Genomic DNA, 19,402 nt, shown 5'->3' with positions numbered 1-19,402 from the left:
GGCACGCGCCCGTCAACTCCGTGAATCGCAATTCGCAATACGACCGCCTCGATGCGGTCCACCACGGCAGGGGGAGAGTACGCGCCACACGGCGCGCTCTGCGGTGGCGCCGGGCAAATGGGATCAAACGATCTACCACCATACGCACCCCCCACCCCCGAACGCAAACCGGCGACACATGCCCAGGTCAGCGGCCCGTCCGTGCTACGCCGGCATCCCGGCCGCCGGTGCCGGCTCCCGCTGCCCGAGCTGGGTCCCGGGAGGCTCGTGCGCCGACGAGGACGGCTCGGCCACCGTCGGCTCCGGCGTCGGGGAGGCGGGCGGCTCCGGGGTCCGCGTCGGCTCCGGCTCGGCCGGCCGGGTGGGCTCCGCCGGGGGCGTCCGGGTGGGCTCGGGGCCGTGGTTCCCGCCGTTCGGCGGCGGTGCCCCGGTCGGGCGGGCGGCCGCGGGTTCCGAGGCGGACCCGCCCCTGCCCTTGGCGCCTTCACCGCCCTCCCCCTTGGCGTCGCCCCTGCCCTTGCCTTTGCCTTTGCCTTCGGCCTTCGCCTTCTTCCCCTTGCCGTGCCCGTCGTCGGCCGCCGCGCCGTACCCGGCGTTCCCCCCGGAGACCGCGGGGCCGCCCCCGGGCGCCTCGCCGCCCCGCTCCCCGGCGGAGTGCGACGGCCTGCCGCCCCCGCCGGACTCGTCGTCGCCGACGCTCATGCAGCCGGCGGCGGCGGCGACGGCCAGGGCGGTGGCGGCCAGACGGACGGGCAGGTACAAGGGGCGCACGGGCGGCCACCTCCGGGGGTCAAGGAGTCGACGTGCCCAACTCCCGTCACCCACAAGAGGACACGCGCCCGGCGAGGCGGACTTGACCCGCGCGCTTCACCCGTACCCGGGCCGGGCACCCGGTGCCTCACCCGTAGCCGAGGGAGTGCAGCCGCGCGTCGTCGATCCCGAAGTGGTGGGCGATCTCGTGCACGACCGTCACCTCGGTCTCGGCCACGACGTCTTCACGCGTGGCGCAGAACCGCAGCGTCGGCCCCCGGTAGACGGTGATCCGGTCCGGCAGCACGCCCGCGTACCACTCCCCGCGCTCCGTCAGCGGCGTCCCCTCGTACAGCCCGAGCAGCTCGGGATCGTCCGCCGGCGGTTCGTCCTCGACGAACACCGCGACATTGTCCATCAGCCGCGTCAGCTCCGGCGGGATCCGGTCCAGGGCCTCGGCGACCAGTTCCTCGAACTCCTCGCGCGTCATCTCCAGCACACGCCCATTGTCGGGTACGACCGTGGAGTACGACCCGCATATCCGCCCCGGGGTCCGGGCATACGGGACCAATGGCCCGCGTCCCCGCCGCAGCCCCGCACGCCCTGGCCGAGGTGATGATCCGAATCCGCAACGCCCCGCGCATCCTCACCCGCCGGTACCGCGACCGGCTCGCCCGCCGGGACCGGTCCCCGTCCACCACCCCCGAGCTGGCCGGCCGCTCCCGCCCCTGGACCCGCGCCGCCGGCCTCGTCGCCGTCGTCCTGCTCGGCGCCTGGCTGGGGCTGCTGGTCGTCGGCAACGTCCGGGTACCGGTCGGGCCCATGGACACGACGATGACGCTGCGTCCCTCGCTGGCCGGCGGCACGAAGATCAATGTCTCGCCGCTGGGCGCCCTCCAGCTCGACAGCCACGTCGCCCCGGTCCGCCTCGACGTCAACGTCGACCAGCTGGACCCCGCCCGCGCCCAGGCCCTGGTCGACCACCCCGAACGCCTCTCCGGCCTCCAGGACGAGGTCGCCCGGGACGTCGAGCACGGCACCCTCGACCTCGCCGTCCGCTCCTGCGTGGCCGTCGTCACCGGCGCCACCGCGCTAGGCCTCGCCGTCTACCGCCGCCCCCGGCGCGCCCTCGGCGCGGGCGGACTCGCGCTCACCCTCCTGGTCGCCTCGGGCGGCACCGCCTACGCGACCTGGAACCCCGACTCCGTCCTGGAGCCGAAGTTCTCCGGCCTGCTCTCCTCCGCGCCCTCCCTCGTCGGCAACGCGCGCAGCATCGTGACCGAGTTCGACGTCTACCAGAAGGAACTGGCCCGCCTGGTCACCAACGTGACCAAGCTCTACGACGTGACCTCGACGCTCCCCGCGTACCAGCCGGACCCGACCACGATCCGCGTCCTGCACGTGTCCGACATCCACCTGAACCCGGCGAGCTGGAAGATCATCGCCTCGCTGGTGCAGCAGTACAAGGTGAACGTGATCGTCGACTCCGGCGACACGATGGATCACGGCACGGCCGCGGAGAACGGCTTCCTGGACCCCATCGAGGACCTCGGCGCCCCCTACGTCTGGGTCCGCGGCAACCATGACTCCCGCGGCACCCAGGAGTACCTGAAGCACCTGAAGAACGTGCACGTCCTGGACGACGGCCACGCCCGGACCGTCGCGGGCCTGCGCTTCGCCGGCATGGGCGACCCGCAGTACACCCCCGACCGCTCCGAGGCGGACGGCGCCGAGGCCTCCCAGGAACTGGCCGGCGCCCGCCTCGCCTCCGCCCTGCGCGACCAGAGCGCGGCCGGCACCCCCGTGGACGTCGCCGTCGCCCACGAGCCGTCGGCCGCCCGCGAGGTGGACGGCGACGTCCCGCTGGTGCTCGCCGGGCACCTTCACCACGAGGACATGAAGGTCATGAAGTACGGCACCCGGCTGCGCGTCGAGGGCTCCACCGGCGGCAGCGGGCTGCGCGCGGTCGAGGGCAAGTACCCCGACCCCATCCAGGCGTCCATCCTCTACTTCGACCGGGACACCCGGCGCCTGCAGGCCTGGGACGAGATCCGGCTGGGCGGCCTGGGCCTGACGACGGCCGAGGTCAGCCGCCATCTGCCGAAGGAGAACCAGCCGGGCGCCACCCCGTCCCCCACGTCGACCGCGCCCTCCGCGACGGCCCCGGACGGCCCGGCCGCCTCCGTTCCCGGCACCCCGTAAACCGTTTTGGCGATACGTCGCGGCGTCGCCTATGCTTCTCACGTCCCCGACGCGCCGTGAGGCGCCCCGGCGGGCCGATAGCCCTCATCGTCTAGCGGCCTAGGACGCCGCCCTTTCAAGGCGGTAGCACGGGTTCGAATCCCGTTGGGGGCACCATCGTCGTTCGTCGAGTGAGCCCGCACCGTCCGGTGCGGGCTCACTCGTGTGCGCGCAGGAGTTCGCTCACCGCGTGGCGCGGGCGGCCGGCGGTGACGAGTGCCTGGCCGACGAGGACCGCGTCCGCTCCGGCCCGGGCATACTCCGCCACGTCCCACGGGCCCCGTACGCCCGACTCCGCGATCCGGACCACGTCCGCGGGGATGTGGGGCGCGACCCGGGCGAAGGTGGTCCGGTCCACCTCCAGGGTCTTGAGGTCGCGGGCGTTGACACCGATCACGGTGGCCCCGGCCGCCACCGCCTGTTCGGCCTCGGCCTCGTCGTGCACCTCGACGAGCGGGGTGAGTCCGGTCTCCCGTGCCTGGTGCAGCAGGTCGGTGAGGAGCGGCCGGCCGAGCGCGGCGACGATGAGCAGCACCAGTTCGGCGCCGTGGGCCCTCGCCTCCCAGAGCTGGTAGGGGTCGACCACGAAGTCCTTGCACAGCACGGGCACGTCCACCCGCGCGGCCACGGCCGCGAGGTCCGCGAGTGAGCCGCCGAACCGGCGCCGCTCGGTCAGCACACTCACCGCGGCCGCACCGCCGGCGGCGTACTCCGCGGCGAGCGAGGCGGGGTCGGCGATGTCCGCGAGCGGCCCCGCCGAGGGGCTGGCCCGTTTCACCTCGGCGACGACCCGTACCTGCCCGCGGCCGCGCAGCAGTTCGGCGCAGTCACGGCCGGCTCCGCGGGCGGCGGCCCGGTCCCGGAGCTCCGCGCCGGAGGTGCGCGTCGTGCGGCCCGCCAGCTCCTCCCGTACTCCTTCGACGATCTCGTCGAGCGCGCTCATCGCGCGACTCCCTCCCGGGCCGGTCGGCCCCTGCGATACGGCGGCAAAGAATGGCTGACAACTCGGCGCGCATTGGTCTGCGCGAATCCGGCAGGACGGACAACTCAGATATTGCAGGTATTGCACGCGCCACTGGTCGGCTATCGGACATCATTCACAGAGGTGTGGCCGAATGTTTTCGGGACGGCGATTATTCGCCACTGTGGCGTGCAAACGCCGTTCCCCCGGCACAGAAAGGCCGGCTGTCCTGTCGACAGGACAGCCGGCTGGGCACACTGGCGGAAAGCCGCGGATGATCCGGCCCTGCCCCTCACCCGGCGTGCGCGACTCCGCGGCCGTCCGCGGCGGACAGCTCGCCGGACGGAGGCAGACCCGCCACGGCGGCGGCCCACTCGTCCTCGCCCTCCATGACCTGCTCGGCGGCGGAGTCGAGGATGGAGAGCACCCATTCCTCGACCGCGACTCCGGTGCACTCGGCCGCTTTGAGCCAGCGCTCGAACCGCTCGCGCGGAACGGCCAGCTGACGCACCGGGACCACCTTCGCGCCCGTCGGGACCGTGTCGTCCCTGGCCTCCCGGAGGGCGGTGCGCAGTTGTTTCGTCGTCCAGCCGCTCTCCTCGGCGCGCGCCAGCCACGTGTCCTGCTCCCCGGGGGACAGCGAGGCCACCTCGGCGTGGTGCTGGAAGGTCAGCCTGGACCGGCGCCGCCCCAGTTCGAAGCGGCCCGCCACCCAGGCGTAGTTGCGTAAGGTCTGATAGCGCAGGCCGGCGGCGGCGATCCCCTGTTTGTAGCGGTCGGAGTAGTGATCCTTGCCGTAGGTCAGCCAGTCGCCGAGCCACCACGACGACGAGTCCAGTACGCCGGCCAGCTGGCGGCCCGCCCGCTCCCACTCCTCGAAGGACAGCAGGTCCGGGAGCCGGAGCCCGACCCTCATGGTCAGCACCTGGTCGGCGCGCATGTGCCCGCGTCCGACCCCGGCGCGAAGCGGCGGAACCATCTTCGCCATGTGCGGTGGGATGGTGGGAGAAACTCTTATTCCACCATCCACGCCATTTTCCATGCTCACGTACATGACCCCCCGTCCGGTCACCTTTGCAAGCGATTGTATTTGCTGCTTTTACGTCGGTCGGGAGTCAGCAAAACATCGACCCGGAGAACATGTCAAGATCATGTGTAGACCTGAAATTTTTTCGCTTCCTTAGCGCCTATCACGGGGGAATCGAAGGTAATGGCGACCTTGGACCGGAGTCTGTCAGGCGGCCCGGCCGAGCACCCGCCGACGGTCCGGGCGGCGCTCGAAGCGGGTCTGCCGCACGGGCGTCCGGCGCTCGGTGAGATAGCGCAGCACGGCCAGCACCCGGCGGTTGTCGCTCGGGCTGCCGGGGATGTCCAGTTTCTCGAAGACGGACGCCACCCGTTTCTCCACCGTCCCCTGGGAAACGATCAGCCGGTCCGCTATGGCGCTGTTGGTGCGGCCCTGCGCCATCAGGGAAAGGACCTCCAATTCCCGTTCGCTCAGTGCGTCGAGCACGCCGTCCGGACCGGTTCCGGGTGCGGTGCCCGCCGCCAGCGAGCCGACCACGCGGGGATCGACGACGGTGCCGCCGGTCGCGACGTGACCGAGGCTCTCCAACAGTTCCTCGGCGTCCGTCATCCGGTCCTGGATCAGATAGCCGAGGCCGGCTCCGTCACCGGCGAACAGACGGGCCACGTGCTGGGGTTCGGGGCTCGCGGAGAACAGCAGGACGCCGGTGCCGGGGTGCCGCCTGCGGGCGTCGAGCGCGGCGCCCACGCCCTCGTCGGTCCAGGTCGGGGCGAGCCGGACGTTGGCGACCAGGACGTCGGGGCGGTGGGTGGCCACCAGGGCGGGCAGCACTCTGGCGTCGTGGACGGCGCCGGCCAATTGGTGGCCGCGTTCACCGAGTACGTGGGCCAGGCCCGCCCGCAGTACGGCGGAGCCTTCGGCGATGACCAGACGCATGGCGGGATCACTTCCTCGGCCGGGCCCGGCCAGGGACGCCCGGCCGGCTCGGCGGTGTCGGAGACGGGATCAGGGACCGGACCTGCCAGAGTTGCCATGTACACGGCAAGCCGGTCACGCACGGCCTCGGCGCCCCGTCGCGGGGCGCCCGTACGGAGGTCCTCATCTCATCCGCCGGCGGGCACGGGGCCGGCGGCGGCGGTGCGCACGTCCACCAGTTCGGCCAGGTGGGCCAGGGTCGGGGTGCGCGCGAACTCGCCGATGGTCAGGCGGCGGTCCAGCGCGATCACCAGCCGCGCCGCGGCCCTCGACGTGCCGCCGATCCGGAAGAAGTTGTCGTCGCGGCCGATCCGCTCGACCGGGACCCCGAGCGCCTCGGCCCACAGGCCCGCCAGCCGGCGTTCGCTGTCGGTCGCGGGACGGCCGGAGTTCTCGAGGTTGACTGCACCGGGCATGCCTGTCGCCTCCACTGGGACGCTTGTTCCGTGAGCCGGTCCGGCATCACGTCTTCTGCCACCGAAGACGTTAGGACGTGGCTCTATCAATGGAATATCGGTCCAGTTTTGGTCGGGGCCCGGCCCGGGCCGCCAGGGCTGCTGCCAGGCCCGACGCGGCGCTCCCCTGGTGATTGCCTTATGAATTTACCGCGCTTCGGAAAGAAGACGCCAGGATGAAAACCGCCCGCGTCGGGGAGGTTTTCCTGAATTCCGGTCGCGGGCGTCGTGGTGACGAAGGCTCCGGTCGGCGCACCGAAACGACCGCCGGCGGCCGGCGGTCGTTTCGGTGGGCCTGCGACGGCGCGGATCAGCCGCTCCGCTCCGCCACTCCCAGTGCCCCGGCGTGCGCCAGCTCGCGCGGGGCGCGGTCCCGGATGATCGAGTCCGCGATCTCGCCGCTGCGCACGGCGATGTTGGACAGCAGCGACGAGGACAGGCCGTGCGTGTGCTCCGTGCCTCCCTGGAGGTAGATGCCGCAGGTCACCTCCGGCGTGGTGACCAGCCGGTAGTCGCGAGTCACCCGGTGGTGGCCGCTCTCGTCGCGCAGGCAGTGCCGGTCGAGGTCGCCGAGCAGCTCGGCCGGGTCCATGGTGTCGTAGCCGGTGGCGAACACGATCGCGTCCACGTCGAGCCACTGCGGCCCCCGCCCGTGCGACGAGGTGAGGTGCACCCGGCGCGTGGCCCCGGTTCCCTCGACGGAGCGGACCTTGGTCAGGTTGAGGTAGTGGAACCGGCGGGTGCCGGCCACGTCCTCGTCGTAGGCGATCTGGTAGAGGTGCCGGATGTCGGCGTCGTCCACCACCCCGTAGTTGGTGTTGCGGTGGTAGCGCCAGAAGGCCTCGCGGCCGGTGTCGTCGCCGAAGTAGTAGTCGTCGACCGCGGCCGAGTCGAAGATCTGGTTGGCGAACGGGGTGTCGTCGGCGACCGAGTAGCCGTACGCCGGGAGGATCGCGTGCACCTGGGCGTGCGGGAGGCGCTCGTGGAAGAACGCGGTGATCTCGGCGGCGCTCTGGCCGGCCCCCACCACGGCCACGTTCCTGAGGCCGTCGGTGTCCGTGCGGCCGAAGCGCTCCAGGAACTCCGAGCTGTGCCAGACGCGTTCGTCGCGCCGGATGCCCTGGGGCATGCGGGGGCGCAGGCCCGTGGAGACGACCACGTTGCGGGCGTTGACCCGCCGGGAGGTGCCGCTCAGGGTGTCCTGGACCTCCAGTTGCAGGTGGTCCCCGGCCGCGTCCCGCAGGTGCTCCGGCGCCTGCCGTATGGCGGTGACCGCGCTGCCGTAGGAGACGACGTCGGACATGCGCGACTCCGCCCACTCCAGGTACTGGTGGAACTCGCGCCGGGTCGGGAAGAACTCCTTGCGGTTGACGAACTGGGCGAGCCGGTCCTGGTCGTGCAGGAACGACACGAAGCTGAACCGCGACACCGGGTTGCGGAAGGTGACCAGGTCCTTCAGGAAGGAGATCTGCATGGTCGCCGACGGCAGGAGCATGTTCCGGTGCCAGCCGAAGGACGGCTGGCGCTCGAAGAACGCGGCGGTGACCGGGGCGGTCAGGACGTTGGCGGGGTGCTCCTCGAGGGAGATGGCCAGCGACAGGTTGGCCGGACCGAAGCCGACACCGACCACGTCGTAGGTCTCGGGTTCACGAAGACTCATGGTTGTACTCCCGCTTGCGTGTTGACGGTGACTTGCGGTGACTGGGCGTGCCGGGCCCGGGGTGGTGGCGGACGGTTTCAGGCGTCGGTCCGGTGGCGGATCTCCAACGTGCAGCACTTGACGCTGCCGCCGGCCTTGAGCAGTTCGGAGAGGTCCACGCCGACGGGCCGGAACCCGTGGCCGCGCAGCTGCCCGGCCAGGCGGGTGGCGGTGTCGGGCAGGAACACCCGCAGCCCGTCGGAGACCGCGTTGAGGCCGAAGACCTCCGCGTCCTCCTCCCCGACCAGGACCGCGTCGGGGTAGAGCGCGCGCAGGACGTCCAGGCTCCGTTCGGAGAACGCCCCCGGGTAGTACATGACCTCGGTGTCGGAGAGCACGGCCAGCGCCGTGTCCAGGTGGTAGAAGCGGGGGTCGACCAGAGTGAGGGTGACCACCTCGCGGCCCAGGGCGCGCTCCAGTTCGGCGTGGGCGCGGGGATCGGTGCGGAAACCGGTGCCGGCCAGGATCCTGTCCCCGAGGACCATGTAGTCGCCCTCGGCCTCGTTGACGTACTCGGCGGTGTGCACTCGCGGGTAGCCGCGGGAGGTGAACCAGTCGTGGTACGCCGCCGCCTCCGCGGCGCGTTCGGCGTGCCGGAACCTGGCCACCAGCACGCGGTCGTCGACCACGGTGGCGCCGTTGGCGGCGAACACCATGTCGGGCAGGCCCTCGACGGGGTCGATCACGTCGACGGTGTGGCCGTGCTCCAGGTAGAGCCGGCGCAGCGCGTCCCACTGCTCGACCGCCAGGTCGGTGTCGACCGGCTTGCCGGGGTCCATCCAGGGATTGATCGCATAGGTGACGTCGAAGTACGTCGGACGGCACATCAGGTAGTGGCGGGGAGTGGCCTCGCGGCCGGCCGTTGACTGGGACAAGGCCCTGCTTCCTCTCGGTCGGTGGAACGTCTGGAACTCGGCGGGGCGGCGGCCGCACGGCCCGGTGGGGCCGGCGGTCGCGGAAACTCGGCGGGGCGGCGGGCCCCGGGGGCACGGTGGGGCCGGGGCTCGGCGGGGCGGGGGCCCGATGGGCCGGAGGGCTCGGAGGGCTCGGAGGACGCGGGGGCCCGGGGGCCCGGAGGGGCGGTGGGCTCGGCGGGGCCGCGGGGGCATCCCGGTGTGCCGGGTGGAGTCCTGCGACGGGGCGGGCGGGGTGCGCCGGCCGGGGCCCGGCGGGGGTCAGGCCGCGTCGCGTTCGACGGGGCAGCTCATGCAGCGTGGGCCGCCGCGGCCGCGGCCCAGTTGGTCGCCCCGGATGCGCAGCACCTCGATGCCGTTGTCCTCCAGCATCCGGTTGCCGGCCTCGTTGACCTCGTAGGCGACGACCGTGCCGGGCGCGAGGGCCAGCAGGTTGCAGCCGTCGTTCCACTGTTCGCGCTGGGCGGCGTAGGAGTCCTGGGAGGTCTGGAGGACCCGGACGGAGTCCAGCTCCAGGGCCGCGCCGACGGCGGAGAAGAAGTCGGGGTTCTCCGTGACCTCGGGGGCGTCGCCGGTGCCCGGAGTGAGCGTCCAGGAGCGCAGGGCCCGGGGGTCGAGACCGGAGAAGAGGGTGAAGGCGTCGGTGTCCACCATGGTGAGCACCGTGTCCAGGTGCATCAGCGCCCGGGCCTTGGGCAGCTCGACCGCGATCACCCGCCGTGCCGAGCCCGCCCGGAACAGCCGCCGCGCCAGGATCTCCACACCGGCCGGAGTGGTGCGCTCGCCGAGGCCGACCAGGACCGCGCCGTTGCCTATCACCTCGACGTCGCCGCCCTCGATGGCGGCCGGCGCCATGGCCTCGCCGTCGATCCAGCGGTGCGCGCGGGCCTCGGCGAACATCGGGTGGTAGGTGTACACCGCCTCGTAGTTGACGGTCTCGGCCTTGCGCCCGGCCTTGGCCATCGGGTTCACCGAGACCCCGTCGTAGACCCAGCAGCTGCTGTCCCGGGTGAACAGGGAGTTGGGCAGGGGCGGCAGGATGAAGTCGTCGTCCGCCAGGAGGTCCAGGCCCAGGGAGCGCAGCGGAGGGTGCCGCTCGCCCAGCGCCGTCGTCAGTTCCCGCTTGTTCAGGCCGCCGAGCAGGTGGGTGGCCAGTTCGTGCGGGCCCATGGCGGCCAGTACCGCCCGGGTCGCGGCGGCCAGGCCGGCACCGAGGTGGGGCTGCCGGTCGTCCAGGACGCGGGCGAAGAGGAAGTCCACCGCCTCGTCGAGCTTGACCGTCTCGGCGAGCAGGTCGTGCAGGAGATGGACGGTGACGCCCCGCTCCCGCAGGAGTGCCTGGAAGGCCCGGTGCTCCTCCTGGGCGCGGGCCACCCACACGACGTCGTCGAAGAGCAGCTCGTCCTTGTTGGCCGGGGTCAGCCGCTCGAAGTCCAGGCCCGGTTCGTGCAGGACGACCTGCTTCAGCGCGCCGACCTCAGAATTCACATGGAACATGTTCTCTCCTGATCTCGAGCCTGGGCAGTGACTACTCGGCCAGCAATGTTGCCGCCGCTTCTTTCCTTTTCGTTATCGAATTCTTTTCGGCCAGTGCGACGGCGATTTCCGGACGAGATCATTCAGTCCCGATCAACGCACCGCCGACCGACGCCGGCATCACCCGGGACGTTTTTTCCGAAGCCGGATCGATAACGACCCGAAATCTCCCGCGACTAGCTTCCTGGGCACCGCGAAGCCGCAGCTCACGCCGTAGCCGAAAGGAGCGGTAACGATGTTCGTCCCACCGCCCTACCGGGAGCCCGAGAGCTCCTGGCTGCTGGACCTGATCCGCACCAGCCCGCTCGCCCTGATGGTGTCGAACGGCGCCCGTGACGGCAGCCCGTTCGCCACCCACCTGCCCGTGATCCTGGACCCGGAGATCGACGGCCCGCACGCCGGCGACCTGTCCGGCACCACCCTGTACGGCCACATGAACAGGGCGAACCCGCACTGGGCCGCCCTGGAGACGGGCAGCCCGGCGCTGCTCACCTTCTCCGGACCGCACGCCTACGTGTCGCCGACGGTGTACGAGAAGACGCCGGCCGCACCGACGTGGGACTTCACCTCGGTGCACGCCCACGGCACCCTCGAGAAGATCGAGGAAGAGGCGCCCGGCGAACGGACGCTGCACGTGGTGACGTCGACCGTGCTCGCCTTCGAAAAGGAATTCGGCGCCGACTGGGACATGACCGAGTCCCTTTCCTATTTCCGGCAGATCCTGCCCGGCGTCGGGGCCTTCCGTTTCACCATCACCGGCGCCAACGGAATGTTCAAACTCAGCCAGGAACAGGGCCGAGAGGTACGCGAACGCGTACACCGGTCCTTTGCCGAGCGCGGCTGCACCCGGCACCGCGCCACCGCCGAACTCATGAGCAGGTTGCCGTGATCCCTCCCATGATCGACCTGGGTCTGCGCCACACGTCCCTGACCGCCGCCCGGCTCATCTCGTCGGGCCTGCGCCGGGTCTCCCGCCGCCGTACCGAGCGCCGTGCCGCGCCCATGCGCCGAGCGGACACGCGCTGACGGCCCGAGGCCCGTCCGGTCCCCAGCCATCCACCCACGAGTGTGAGACGAGGTACAGCCGATGAACCATCGGACCGTGACCGCACCGGAACCGGCCGCCGTACCGGGCGAGCGGCCCCCGACCGGCGCGCAGGCGGAGCTGCTGCGCGCCGGCATGGACACCCTGCACCACGCCGACCCCGAACTCGCCGCGCTGCTGGACGCCGAGGTCGAGCAGCAGAACTCCACCCTGGCGATGGTCGCCTCGGCGAGCACCGCCGACCCCACCGTCCTCGCGGTGGGTGGCGCGGCCCTGTCGAACGTGACCGCCGAGGGCTACCCGGGCGCCCGGTACCACCCGGGGGCGCGGCAGTTCGACGAGGTGGAGCGGTTGGCGGTGGAGCGCGCCAAGCAGCTCTTCGGCGCGCGCTACGCCAACGTCCAGCCGCACTCCTGCTCCTCCGCCAACCTCGCGGTGCTCTCGGCGCTGCTGCGCCCCGGCGACACGCTGCTGGGCCTGGACCTCGACGCGGGCGGCCACCTCACGCACGGCTCCCGGGCCTCGGTGAGCGGCCGCCACTACCGCGCGGTCTCCTACGGCCTGGACCACCGGGGGCTCATCGACTTCACCCAGGTCGCGGAACTCGCCCGGGAACACCGGCCGCGGGTGCTGATCGCCGGCGCCAGCGCCTACCCGCGCACCGTCGACTTCGCCCGGTTCCGGGAGATCGCCGACAGTGTGGGCGCGTACCTGCTCGCCGACATCTCCCACATCGCCGGGCTGGTCGCCACGGGCCTGCACCCGAGCCCGGTCGACGTCGCGCACCTCACCACGACCAGTACCTACAAGCAACTGGCCGGCCCGCGCGGCGGGTTGATCCTCGCCGGGCGGGACTTCGACGCCCCGGGCCCCGACGGCCGCACCCCGCTGCACCGGCTGATGCAGCGAGCGGTCTTCCCGCAGTCCCAGGGCACGCCGAGTCCGGCGTCGATCGCGGCCAAGGCCCGCGCCTTCGCCGTGGCGTCCGAACCCGCGTTCCGGGAGACGGCCGAGCTGATCGTGGCCGACGCGCGGGCGCTCGCCGCCGAGCTGTCCGCCCTGGGGCACCGGATCCTGACCGGGGGCACCGACAACCACATGGTGCTGATGGACGTCACCGGCACCGGTCTGACCGGGGTGACCGCCGAGCGCGCCCTGGAGGAGTGCGGGATCCTCGCCAACCGCAACCGCATCCCCGGCGACACCCGGCCGCCTCTGGTCACCAGCGGGCTGCGGCTGGGCACCAACATCCTCGCGCAGCGCGGAATGGGACCGGCTCAGATGGGGGCCTGTGCGCAGCTGCTGCATCTGGTGCTGACCGGCACCCGCCTGGTCTCCGACACCACCTACCGGATCGACCCGGCGCTCGTCACCACCGTCCGCGAGGAGGTCCGGTGGCTGTGCGCCCGCAACCCCCTGCCCATCGACACCGGCGCCGGCGCCCCGGTTTCCCTGATCGGAGTGGGACCATGACCCCAGACCGCAGCCCCGCCGCCGGCGCTCCGTCGGCGACACCGGCACCGACACCCGCACCCACGCCCGCCACCGGCCCGGCCGCCGACGCCTCGGTGCCCTGGCCGCCGGCCCTGCTCCCGACGGACGCCCCGCGACGCCCCGGCGCCGTCCCGTGGGCCTCGGCCGTGCTCGACGCCCCGCTGCCGGCGGGGGCGGACCCGGAGCTGTCGGCCGCCGCGCTCGCCGCGCTGCTGTACCGCTGCACCGGCCAGGAACGCATGGCCCTGGCCGGCCCGGACGGCGAGCTGCGCTTCCGGATCACCGACGGGGCAACCCTGCGGGACCTCGCCGCGAACGCCACCCGGGCGGCCGCCACCGGCGCTACGACGGTGGCCTTCGCCGCGGGCCCCGATCCCGCCCCGCACGGAGCGCCCTTCGAGCTGGTCGTGTCGGTCCAGGGCGACACGGTCCGGCTCCGCCACGACCCTGAGCTGTTCGAGCGGGGCACGGCGGCCCGGCTGCTGGCCCACTACGGCACGCTCCTGGCCGACGCGCTGGCGCACCCGGCGCGTCCGGTGAGCCGGCTGCGGCTGCTCACCGACGCCGAGCTGCGCACCACGCTCGTCGAGTGGAACGACACGGCCACCGACCTGCCCGCCCAGGGCTGTCTGCACGAGGCCTTCGAGGCACGGGCGGACGCGGCGCCCGACGCGGTGGCCGTCGTACAGGGCGCCGACCGCCTGACGTACGGCGAGGTCAACGCGGCGGCCAACCGCCTCGCCCACCACCTGCGCTCCCTCGGCGTCGGACCCGACGACCGGGTCGGACTCTGCCTGGACCGCTCGGCCCAGCTGCTGGTGGCCGAACTCGCGGTCCTCAAGGCGGGCGGCGCCTATGTGCCGCTCGACCCGGACTACCCGGCGTCGCGCATCGCCACGATGGTCACCGGCACCTCCTGCGCGGTGATGGTCAGCCGCACGGACCTCACCGGCAACCTGCCCCGGACGGACGGCACCCCGCTGGTGCTGCTCGACCGGGACGCGGACCTGCTCCGCGAGCTGCCCGGGCACAACCCCGGACGCCTCGCGGGCCCCGACCACCTCTGCTACATCATCCACACCTCCGGTTCGACCGGGGCGCCCAAGCCGATCGCGCTGCGCCACCGCGGTGTGCTGAACAACGTCGCCGACCTCAACACCCGTTACGGCGTCGGCCCCGGCGACTCGGTGCTCGCGCTGTCCTCGCCGAGCTTCGACATGTCGGTGTACGAGTTCCTGGGCCTGACCGCCGCCGGCGGCACCGTGGTGGTGCCGGACGCCGGCCGCGCCAAGGACCCGGGGCACTGGGCGGAGCTGCTGGTCGCCGAGGACGTCACCGTCTGGAACTCCGCGCCGGCCCTGCTGGGCCTGCTCACCGACCACCTGGAGCAGACCGGCGCCGAGCCGCTGCCCCGGCTGCGGCTCGCGCTGCTCGGCGGCGACTGGGTGCCGGTCACCCTGCCCGAGCGGGTGGCGGCCGTCGCTCCCGGGCTGCGGTTCGTGGTGATGGGCGGGGCCACCGAGTCCTCGATCCACTCCACGATCTTCGAGGTGGACAAGACCGACCCGGAGTGGACGAGCATCCCCTACGGCCGCCCCATGGCCAACCAGCGCTGCTACATCCTCGACGACGCGATGCAGCCCGTGCCCCCCGGCGTGCCGGGCGAGCTGTACCTGGCGGGCACGGGTCTGGCCCGCGGCTACCTCGGCCAGCCCGAGCGGACCGCGGAGCGGTTCCTCACCTGGTCGTACGGCGACGTGGTGCGCGACGAGCGGCTGTACCGCACCGGTGACGCCGCCCGGTTCGGTCCCGACGGCCTGATCGAGCTGATCGGCCGCAAGGACTTCCAGGTCAAGATCCACGGTCTGCGGGTGGAGCTGGGCGAGATCGAGAGCGTGCTGCGCTCCCACCCGGACGTACGGCAGAGCGTGGCCGTCGCCCGCGACAACCGGCTGGTCGCCTACGTGGTCGCCGAGGACGCCGGGCACGGCGGCGGTGTCGACACCGGCGCCCTGATCGACCTGGCCGCGCGCAGACTGCCCGACTACATGGTCCCGGCGGCCGTCGTCGCCCTGGAGCGGCTGCCGCTCACCCCGAACGGCAAGCTGGACCGGCTGGGGCTGCCCGAGCCGGAGTTCACGTCCGCCGAGTACCGGGCGCCGCAGAGCGCCGAGGAGCGGGTCCTGACCGCCGTCTTCGCCGAGGTCCTGCACCAGGAGCGGGTCGGCGCCGACGACGACTTTCTCGTCCTGGGCGGTGACAGCATCCGCGCCATCCAGGTCGTCACCCGGGCCCGGGCCCGCGGCGTGGAGGTCACCGCCCCGCTGGTGCTGAAGTGCCGTACCGCGGCCCGGCTGGCGGCCGTGGCCACCGGCACGGACTTCACCGCGGAGCTGCTGCCGTCGACGCCCCTGGCCGACCCGGAGTCCGCGGAGTTCCTGGCCTGGCGGGGCCGTTACCCGGGGCTGTCCGACATCTGGCCGCTGACCGCGCTCCAGTCCGGGATCCTGTTCGAGTCCGCGCTGAGCGACACCGGTTACGACGCCTACCAGATGCAGACCGTCTTCCACCTCTCCGGCCCCGTGGACGCCGGACGGATGCGCGCGGCCGGCCAGGCGCTGCTCGACCGGTACGCCAATCTGCGCGTCGCCTTCGTCCCGGACGCCGACGACACCCTGGTCCAGCTGGTGGTGGACGGCGTCGAACTGCCCTGGCGCGAGATCGACTTCGGCGCTCTGTCCGAGGACGACCGCGAACGGGCGATGCGCGCGTTCCTGGCCGAGGACTACGCCGACCACTTCGACCGCACCCGCCCACCGCTGCTGCGGCTGACGCTGGTCCGGCTCGGCGAGGAGCGCTACGACGTCGTCCTGACCACCCACCACGTACTGGTCGACGGCTGGTCCGAGCCGATCCTGATGCAGGACCTGCTGCGCCTGTACGCGACCGGCGGCGACGCCTCCGCGCTGCCCGCGGTGCGCGGGTTCCGGGACTTCCTGGCCTGGCTGGGCCGGCGGGACCAGGACGCCTCGGCCCGGGTCTGGGGCGAGGAGCTGGCCGGTCTGGACGGGCCGACGCTGCTGGTACCGGGCGCCCCCCGGGTCGCCGCCCGCGGCGCCGGGGAACGGGCCGTCGCGCTCACCGCGGCCGAGGCCCGCCTCCTCGGCCGGCGCGCCGTGGAACTGGGCGTCACCGTCAACACCCTGGTCCAGGGCGCGTGGGCGGTGCTGCTCGGGGCGCTCACCGGCCGCGAGGACGTGGTGTTCGGCGCGACCGTCTCCGGCCGGCCCGGGGCGCTGCCGGGCGTGGAGTCCATGGTCGGCCTGTTCATCAACACCCTGCCGGTGCGCGTCCGGTGCGCTCCCGGTGACACCCTCGCCGATCTGCTGACCGGTCTGCAGTCCCGCCAGGCGGCGCTGCTCGACCACCATCACCACAGCCTGTCCGACCTGCACCGGCAGACCGGCCTGGACGCCCTGTTCGACACCCTGGTGGCGTTCCAGTCGTACCCGGTGGACCGGGCCGGGATCGCCGAGGCGAGCGCCGCGGCCGGCGTCGAGGTGACGGGCGTGGACGCCGAGGGCGCGGCCGGCTATCCGCTGGCGCTGATCGTGGAGACCGACCCGGGGCTGCGGCTGACCCTTCAGTACCACCGGGAGATCCTCGCCGAGGAGGCGGTGGAGGCCGTCGCCGCCCGGCTGCACCAGGTGCTGTGCGCGCTCGCCGAGGACCCCGCGCGGCGGGTCGGCGCGCTGGACCTGCTGCTGACGGCCGAGCGGGAACGGCTCGACGGCGCGGGTGCGGCCGGTGCGGGACAGGCCGGCGCCGGGCAGGGGCACGCGGCGGTGCGCGCGGAGGAGGCGCCGCCGCGGGAGCCGCTGCCGCTGCTGGTCGAACGCTGGGCGCGGGACACTCCCGACGCCGTGGCGGTGACCTCGGAGGGGGTCTCGCTGAGCTACCGGGAGCTGAACACGTGGGCGAACCGGCTCGCGCACCAGCTGATCCGGCACGGGGTGGGTCCCGAGTCCGTGGTCGCGCTGGACGTGCCGCGCTCCGTGCAGCTGGCGGTCGCCGTGCTGGGCGTCCTGAAGTCCGGCGCCGCGTTCGTGGTGGCCGGGCCGGGCGACACGCCCGTGCCCGTCGCCGAGTTCGTGCGGCGCTCGGACGTGGACGAACTCGGTGCGCAGCCCTCGTACCCCACGGACGACGCCGACCCGGCGCGGCGCGAGCTGCGGGCCCCGCTCGACCCGGGGCACCTGGCCTGGCTGCGCCGGCCGTACGCGGCCGACGGCGGGCCGGACGTGGTGGCGGTGGACCACCGGGCCCTGGCCGACGGCGCGGAGCGGTTCGCCTCGGTCGCGGGCCTGGTGCCGGGCACCCGGCTGCTGGCGGCCTCGCCGCACGACGACGCGATGCTGTTCGAGGTGGTCGCGGCGCTGTTCTGCGGTGCCGGTGTGAAGGTGCCGACCGAGATCGGCACGTTCGGCCGGGACTGGGGCTGGACCGGTGACGTGATCGCCACGGTCGCCCCGTTCTTCACCGAGGCCCTCAACCGCGCGGGCCGCGCCCTGTACGCCGGCACGGTGGTCCTCACCGGGGACACCCTGCCCGAGGCACTGGTGCGGCGGGTGCGGGAGCTGATACCGGGGGCGCGGGTGGTGGGTGCGTACGGCCCCGCGGGGACCGGCACGGCGCTGCACGTCCCGGACGCCTCCACGCGGGTACTGCCGGCCGGCCCGGCCCGGGCGTACGTGCTGGACTCGGCGCTGCGCCCGGTCCCGGCGGGCGTGACGGGTGAGCTGTACATCGGCGGCGCGGTGGCGCGCGGGTGGCCCGGGCGGCCCGGTGACACCGCGCTGCGGTTCCTGCCGGACCCCTTCGGTCCGGCCGGGGCCCGGATGTACCGCACCGGGGACCTCGCCCGACGGTGCGACGACGGTGCGCTGGAGTACGCCGGACACGGCGGGCCGTGGGCCCGGGTGGGCGGGCAGCGCGTCCCGGTCACCGGGGTCACGGCCGCGCTGGCCGCGCATCCCCAGGTCGCCCATGCCGTGGCGGTGGTCCGCGAGGACGCCGGTCCGGACGGCGCGGACGGGCTCGTCGGCTATGTCTCGCCGGTGCGCGACGGCCGGGTGGACGCCGGGCAGGTACGGGAGTTCGTCGCCGGGCGGCTGCCGGACGCCGCCGTGCCGGTGGCGGTCGTGGTCCTGGACGAGCTGCCGCTGACGCCGGCGGGTTCGGTGGACCGGGCCGCGCTGCCCGCGCCGGCCACCGCCGCGCCCGCCCCGGCGGACGGGGGCGCACCGGCGGCCACCGGCCGGCAGGAGGCGCTCTGCGAGCTGATCGCGGACGTCCTGGGGGTGGAACGGGTGGGCGTCGGGGACGACTTCTTCACCCTCGGCTGCAACTCCCTCAAGGCCACCCGCATCATCGGCCGGATGCGTCGCACCCTCGGCGTCGAGGTCACCATCCGGCAGCTCTTCCAGTACCCGAACGTCGCGGACCTCTCCGGCCACCTGCGGCCCGCCACCGCCAAGAGCCGCCCGAGCCTGGGCGGCACCCTGCGGCGGATGGCGCAGCGGGACGGCGAGGCCACCGCACAGGCGGCCCGGCAGATCCGCCAGAACACGAAGGAACAGGTGACGGTCATGCGTGAGAACGCCAAGCAGGACGCCCGGCAGCTCAAGGAGCAGCTCGTCGAGCGGACCCGGGACCAGTACGGGGCGGGCTTCCAGGCCCGGCTCATGGAGGACGTCGAGGAGCGGGTCCGCGCGGGGGTGCAGCACGGGTCGGGCAGGCCGAAGGGGCGGGACGCCAAGGAGACGCAGAAGCTGCTGAAGCGGATGCTGGAGCGGTTCGGCGACCAGGTCCGCGACGCCGGCCAGGACCGCGTCCTGTCGGAGGACGACCTGGCCAAGGCACAGGGTCTGCTGAACACCACGGCCGACTCCCTCTCCGCCCTCTTCCGGGCCACTTCCCAGAAGGCGGGCTGACCTTCCCCTCGTCAGCCTCCCGGCCCCCGGCCCCCCGCGTCCGCGGGGGGCCGGGGGCTTTCCGCAGCTCCGGGTCCGTGCTGCCCGCCGTGCCCGGCGCCGCTCCCGCGCCCGGCCGGCTCCCCTGCCCCGCCGGCTCCCGCGCCCGGCCGGCTCCCCTGCCCCGCCGGCTCCCGCGCCCGGCCGGCTCCCGCGCCCGGCCGGCTTCCGTGCCCCGCCGGCTTCCGTGTGACGGCACGCGGCTTCCTCCAGTACGCCGGGACGGGGTTCGGCACCGTGGGGAGGGTGGCGGCAGCCGAGGCGCACGGCACA

14 protein-coding genes and 1 tRNA gene are annotated in these 19,402 nt (G+C 73.3%); 6 read left to right on the top strand and 9 right to left on the bottom strand.

The genetic code is table 11. The features are described 5' to 3' along the window. Positions 1-204 precede the first annotated feature (204 nt). Complete coding sequence (locus tag ACZ6IM_RS37860) at positions 205-771, bottom strand: hypothetical protein (protein WP_052843158.1); 567 nt, start codon at positions 769-771, stop codon at positions 205-207. 127 nt (positions 772-898) lie between these two features. Further along, complete coding sequence (locus ACZ6IM_RS37855; protein ID WP_052843159.1) at positions 899-1,249, bottom strand: metallopeptidase family protein; 351 nt, start codon at positions 1,247-1,249, stop codon at positions 899-901. 71 nt (positions 1,250-1,320) lie between these two features. Here ACZ6IM_RS37855 and ACZ6IM_RS37850 point away from each other — a divergent pair, with 71 nt between their 5' ends. Together ACZ6IM_RS37850 and ACZ6IM_RS37845 are read left to right on the top strand one after the other, a co-directional pair. After that, positions 1,321-2,952, top strand: a complete 1,632-nt coding sequence (locus ACZ6IM_RS37850) for a metallophosphoesterase family protein (protein ID WP_469563210.1) — start codon at positions 1,321-1,323, stop codon at positions 2,950-2,952. 80 nt (positions 2,953-3,032) lie between these two features. After that, positions 3,033-3,108 (top strand) — tRNA-Glu (locus ACZ6IM_RS37845). Positions 3,109-3,148: 40 nt separating this feature from the next. Here ACZ6IM_RS37845 and trpC read toward each other — a convergent pair. From trpC to ACZ6IM_RS37810, 7 genes are all read right to left on the bottom strand, one after another. Further along, positions 3,149-3,934, bottom strand: a complete 786-nt coding sequence (gene trpC / locus ACZ6IM_RS37840) for an indole-3-glycerol phosphate synthase TrpC (protein WP_469563207.1) — start codon at positions 3,932-3,934, stop codon at positions 3,149-3,151. 310 nt (positions 3,935-4,244) lie between these two features. After that, positions 4,245-4,940, bottom strand: a complete 696-nt coding sequence (locus tag ACZ6IM_RS37835; protein WP_469563204.1) for an LmbU family transcriptional regulator — start codon at positions 4,938-4,940, stop codon at positions 4,245-4,247. Positions 4,941-5,186: 246 nt separating this feature from the next. Next, positions 5,187-5,915: a response regulator transcription factor gene (locus ACZ6IM_RS37830; RefSeq protein ID WP_052843162.1), complete on the bottom strand. Its 729-nt coding sequence runs from the start codon at positions 5,913-5,915 to the stop codon at positions 5,187-5,189. A gap of 167 nt (positions 5,916-6,082) precedes the next feature. Continuing rightward, positions 6,083-6,370 carry an acyl carrier protein gene (locus ACZ6IM_RS37825; protein WP_052843163.1) on the bottom strand — a complete coding sequence of 96 codons (288 nt, stop codon included), beginning with the start codon at positions 6,368-6,370 and terminating at the stop codon, positions 6,083-6,085. A gap of 349 nt (positions 6,371-6,719) precedes the next feature. Continuing rightward, on the bottom strand, positions 6,720-8,069 hold the full coding sequence (locus tag ACZ6IM_RS37820) for a lysine N(6)-hydroxylase/L-ornithine N(5)-oxygenase family protein (protein WP_052843164.1): 1,350 nt from the start codon (positions 8,067-8,069) through the stop codon (positions 6,720-6,722). A 77-nt stretch (positions 8,070-8,146) separates the two neighbouring features. Beyond that, complete coding sequence (gene ddaH, locus ACZ6IM_RS37815; RefSeq protein ID WP_469563199.1) at positions 8,147-8,983, bottom strand: dimethylargininase; 837 nt, start codon at positions 8,981-8,983, stop codon at positions 8,147-8,149. Between the two features lie 300 nt (positions 8,984-9,283). Beyond that, positions 9,284-10,519, bottom strand: coding sequence for an arginine deiminase (locus ACZ6IM_RS37810; protein ID WP_052843165.1), 1,236 nt, complete (start codon positions 10,517-10,519; stop codon positions 9,284-9,286). A gap of 274 nt (positions 10,520-10,793) precedes the next feature. Here ACZ6IM_RS37810 and ACZ6IM_RS37805 point away from each other — a divergent pair, with 274 nt between their 5' ends. From ACZ6IM_RS37805 to ACZ6IM_RS37790, 4 genes are all read left to right on the top strand, one after another. After that, the gene (locus tag ACZ6IM_RS37805; RefSeq protein ID WP_052843166.1) at positions 10,794-11,447 is read left to right on the top strand and encodes an FMN-binding negative transcriptional regulator; all 654 of its coding nucleotides are present in this window, start codon (positions 10,794-10,796) and stop codon (positions 11,445-11,447) included. An 8-nt stretch (positions 11,448-11,455) separates the two neighbouring features. Then, the gene (locus ACZ6IM_RS37800) at positions 11,456-11,584 is read left to right on the top strand and encodes a hypothetical protein (protein ID WP_469563196.1); all 129 of its coding nucleotides are present in this window, start codon (positions 11,456-11,458) and stop codon (positions 11,582-11,584) included. 76 nt (positions 11,585-11,660) lie between these two features. Next, the gene (locus ACZ6IM_RS37795) at positions 11,661-13,076 is read left to right on the top strand and encodes a serine hydroxymethyltransferase (protein ID WP_469563193.1); all 1,416 of its coding nucleotides are present in this window, start codon (positions 11,661-11,663) and stop codon (positions 13,074-13,076) included. Next, complete coding sequence (locus ACZ6IM_RS37790; RefSeq protein WP_469563191.1) at positions 13,073-19,090, top strand: amino acid adenylation domain-containing protein; 6,018 nt, start codon at positions 13,073-13,075, stop codon at positions 19,088-19,090. Before ACZ6IM_RS37795 ends, ACZ6IM_RS37790 begins: the two co-directional genes overlap by 4 nt. Positions 19,091-19,402: the final 312 nt, after the last annotated feature.

The sequence above is a fragment of the Streptomyces sp. NPDC042336 genome, from assembly GCF_055581985.1.
This window is presented reverse-complemented; position numbering and strand designations above follow the sequence as displayed.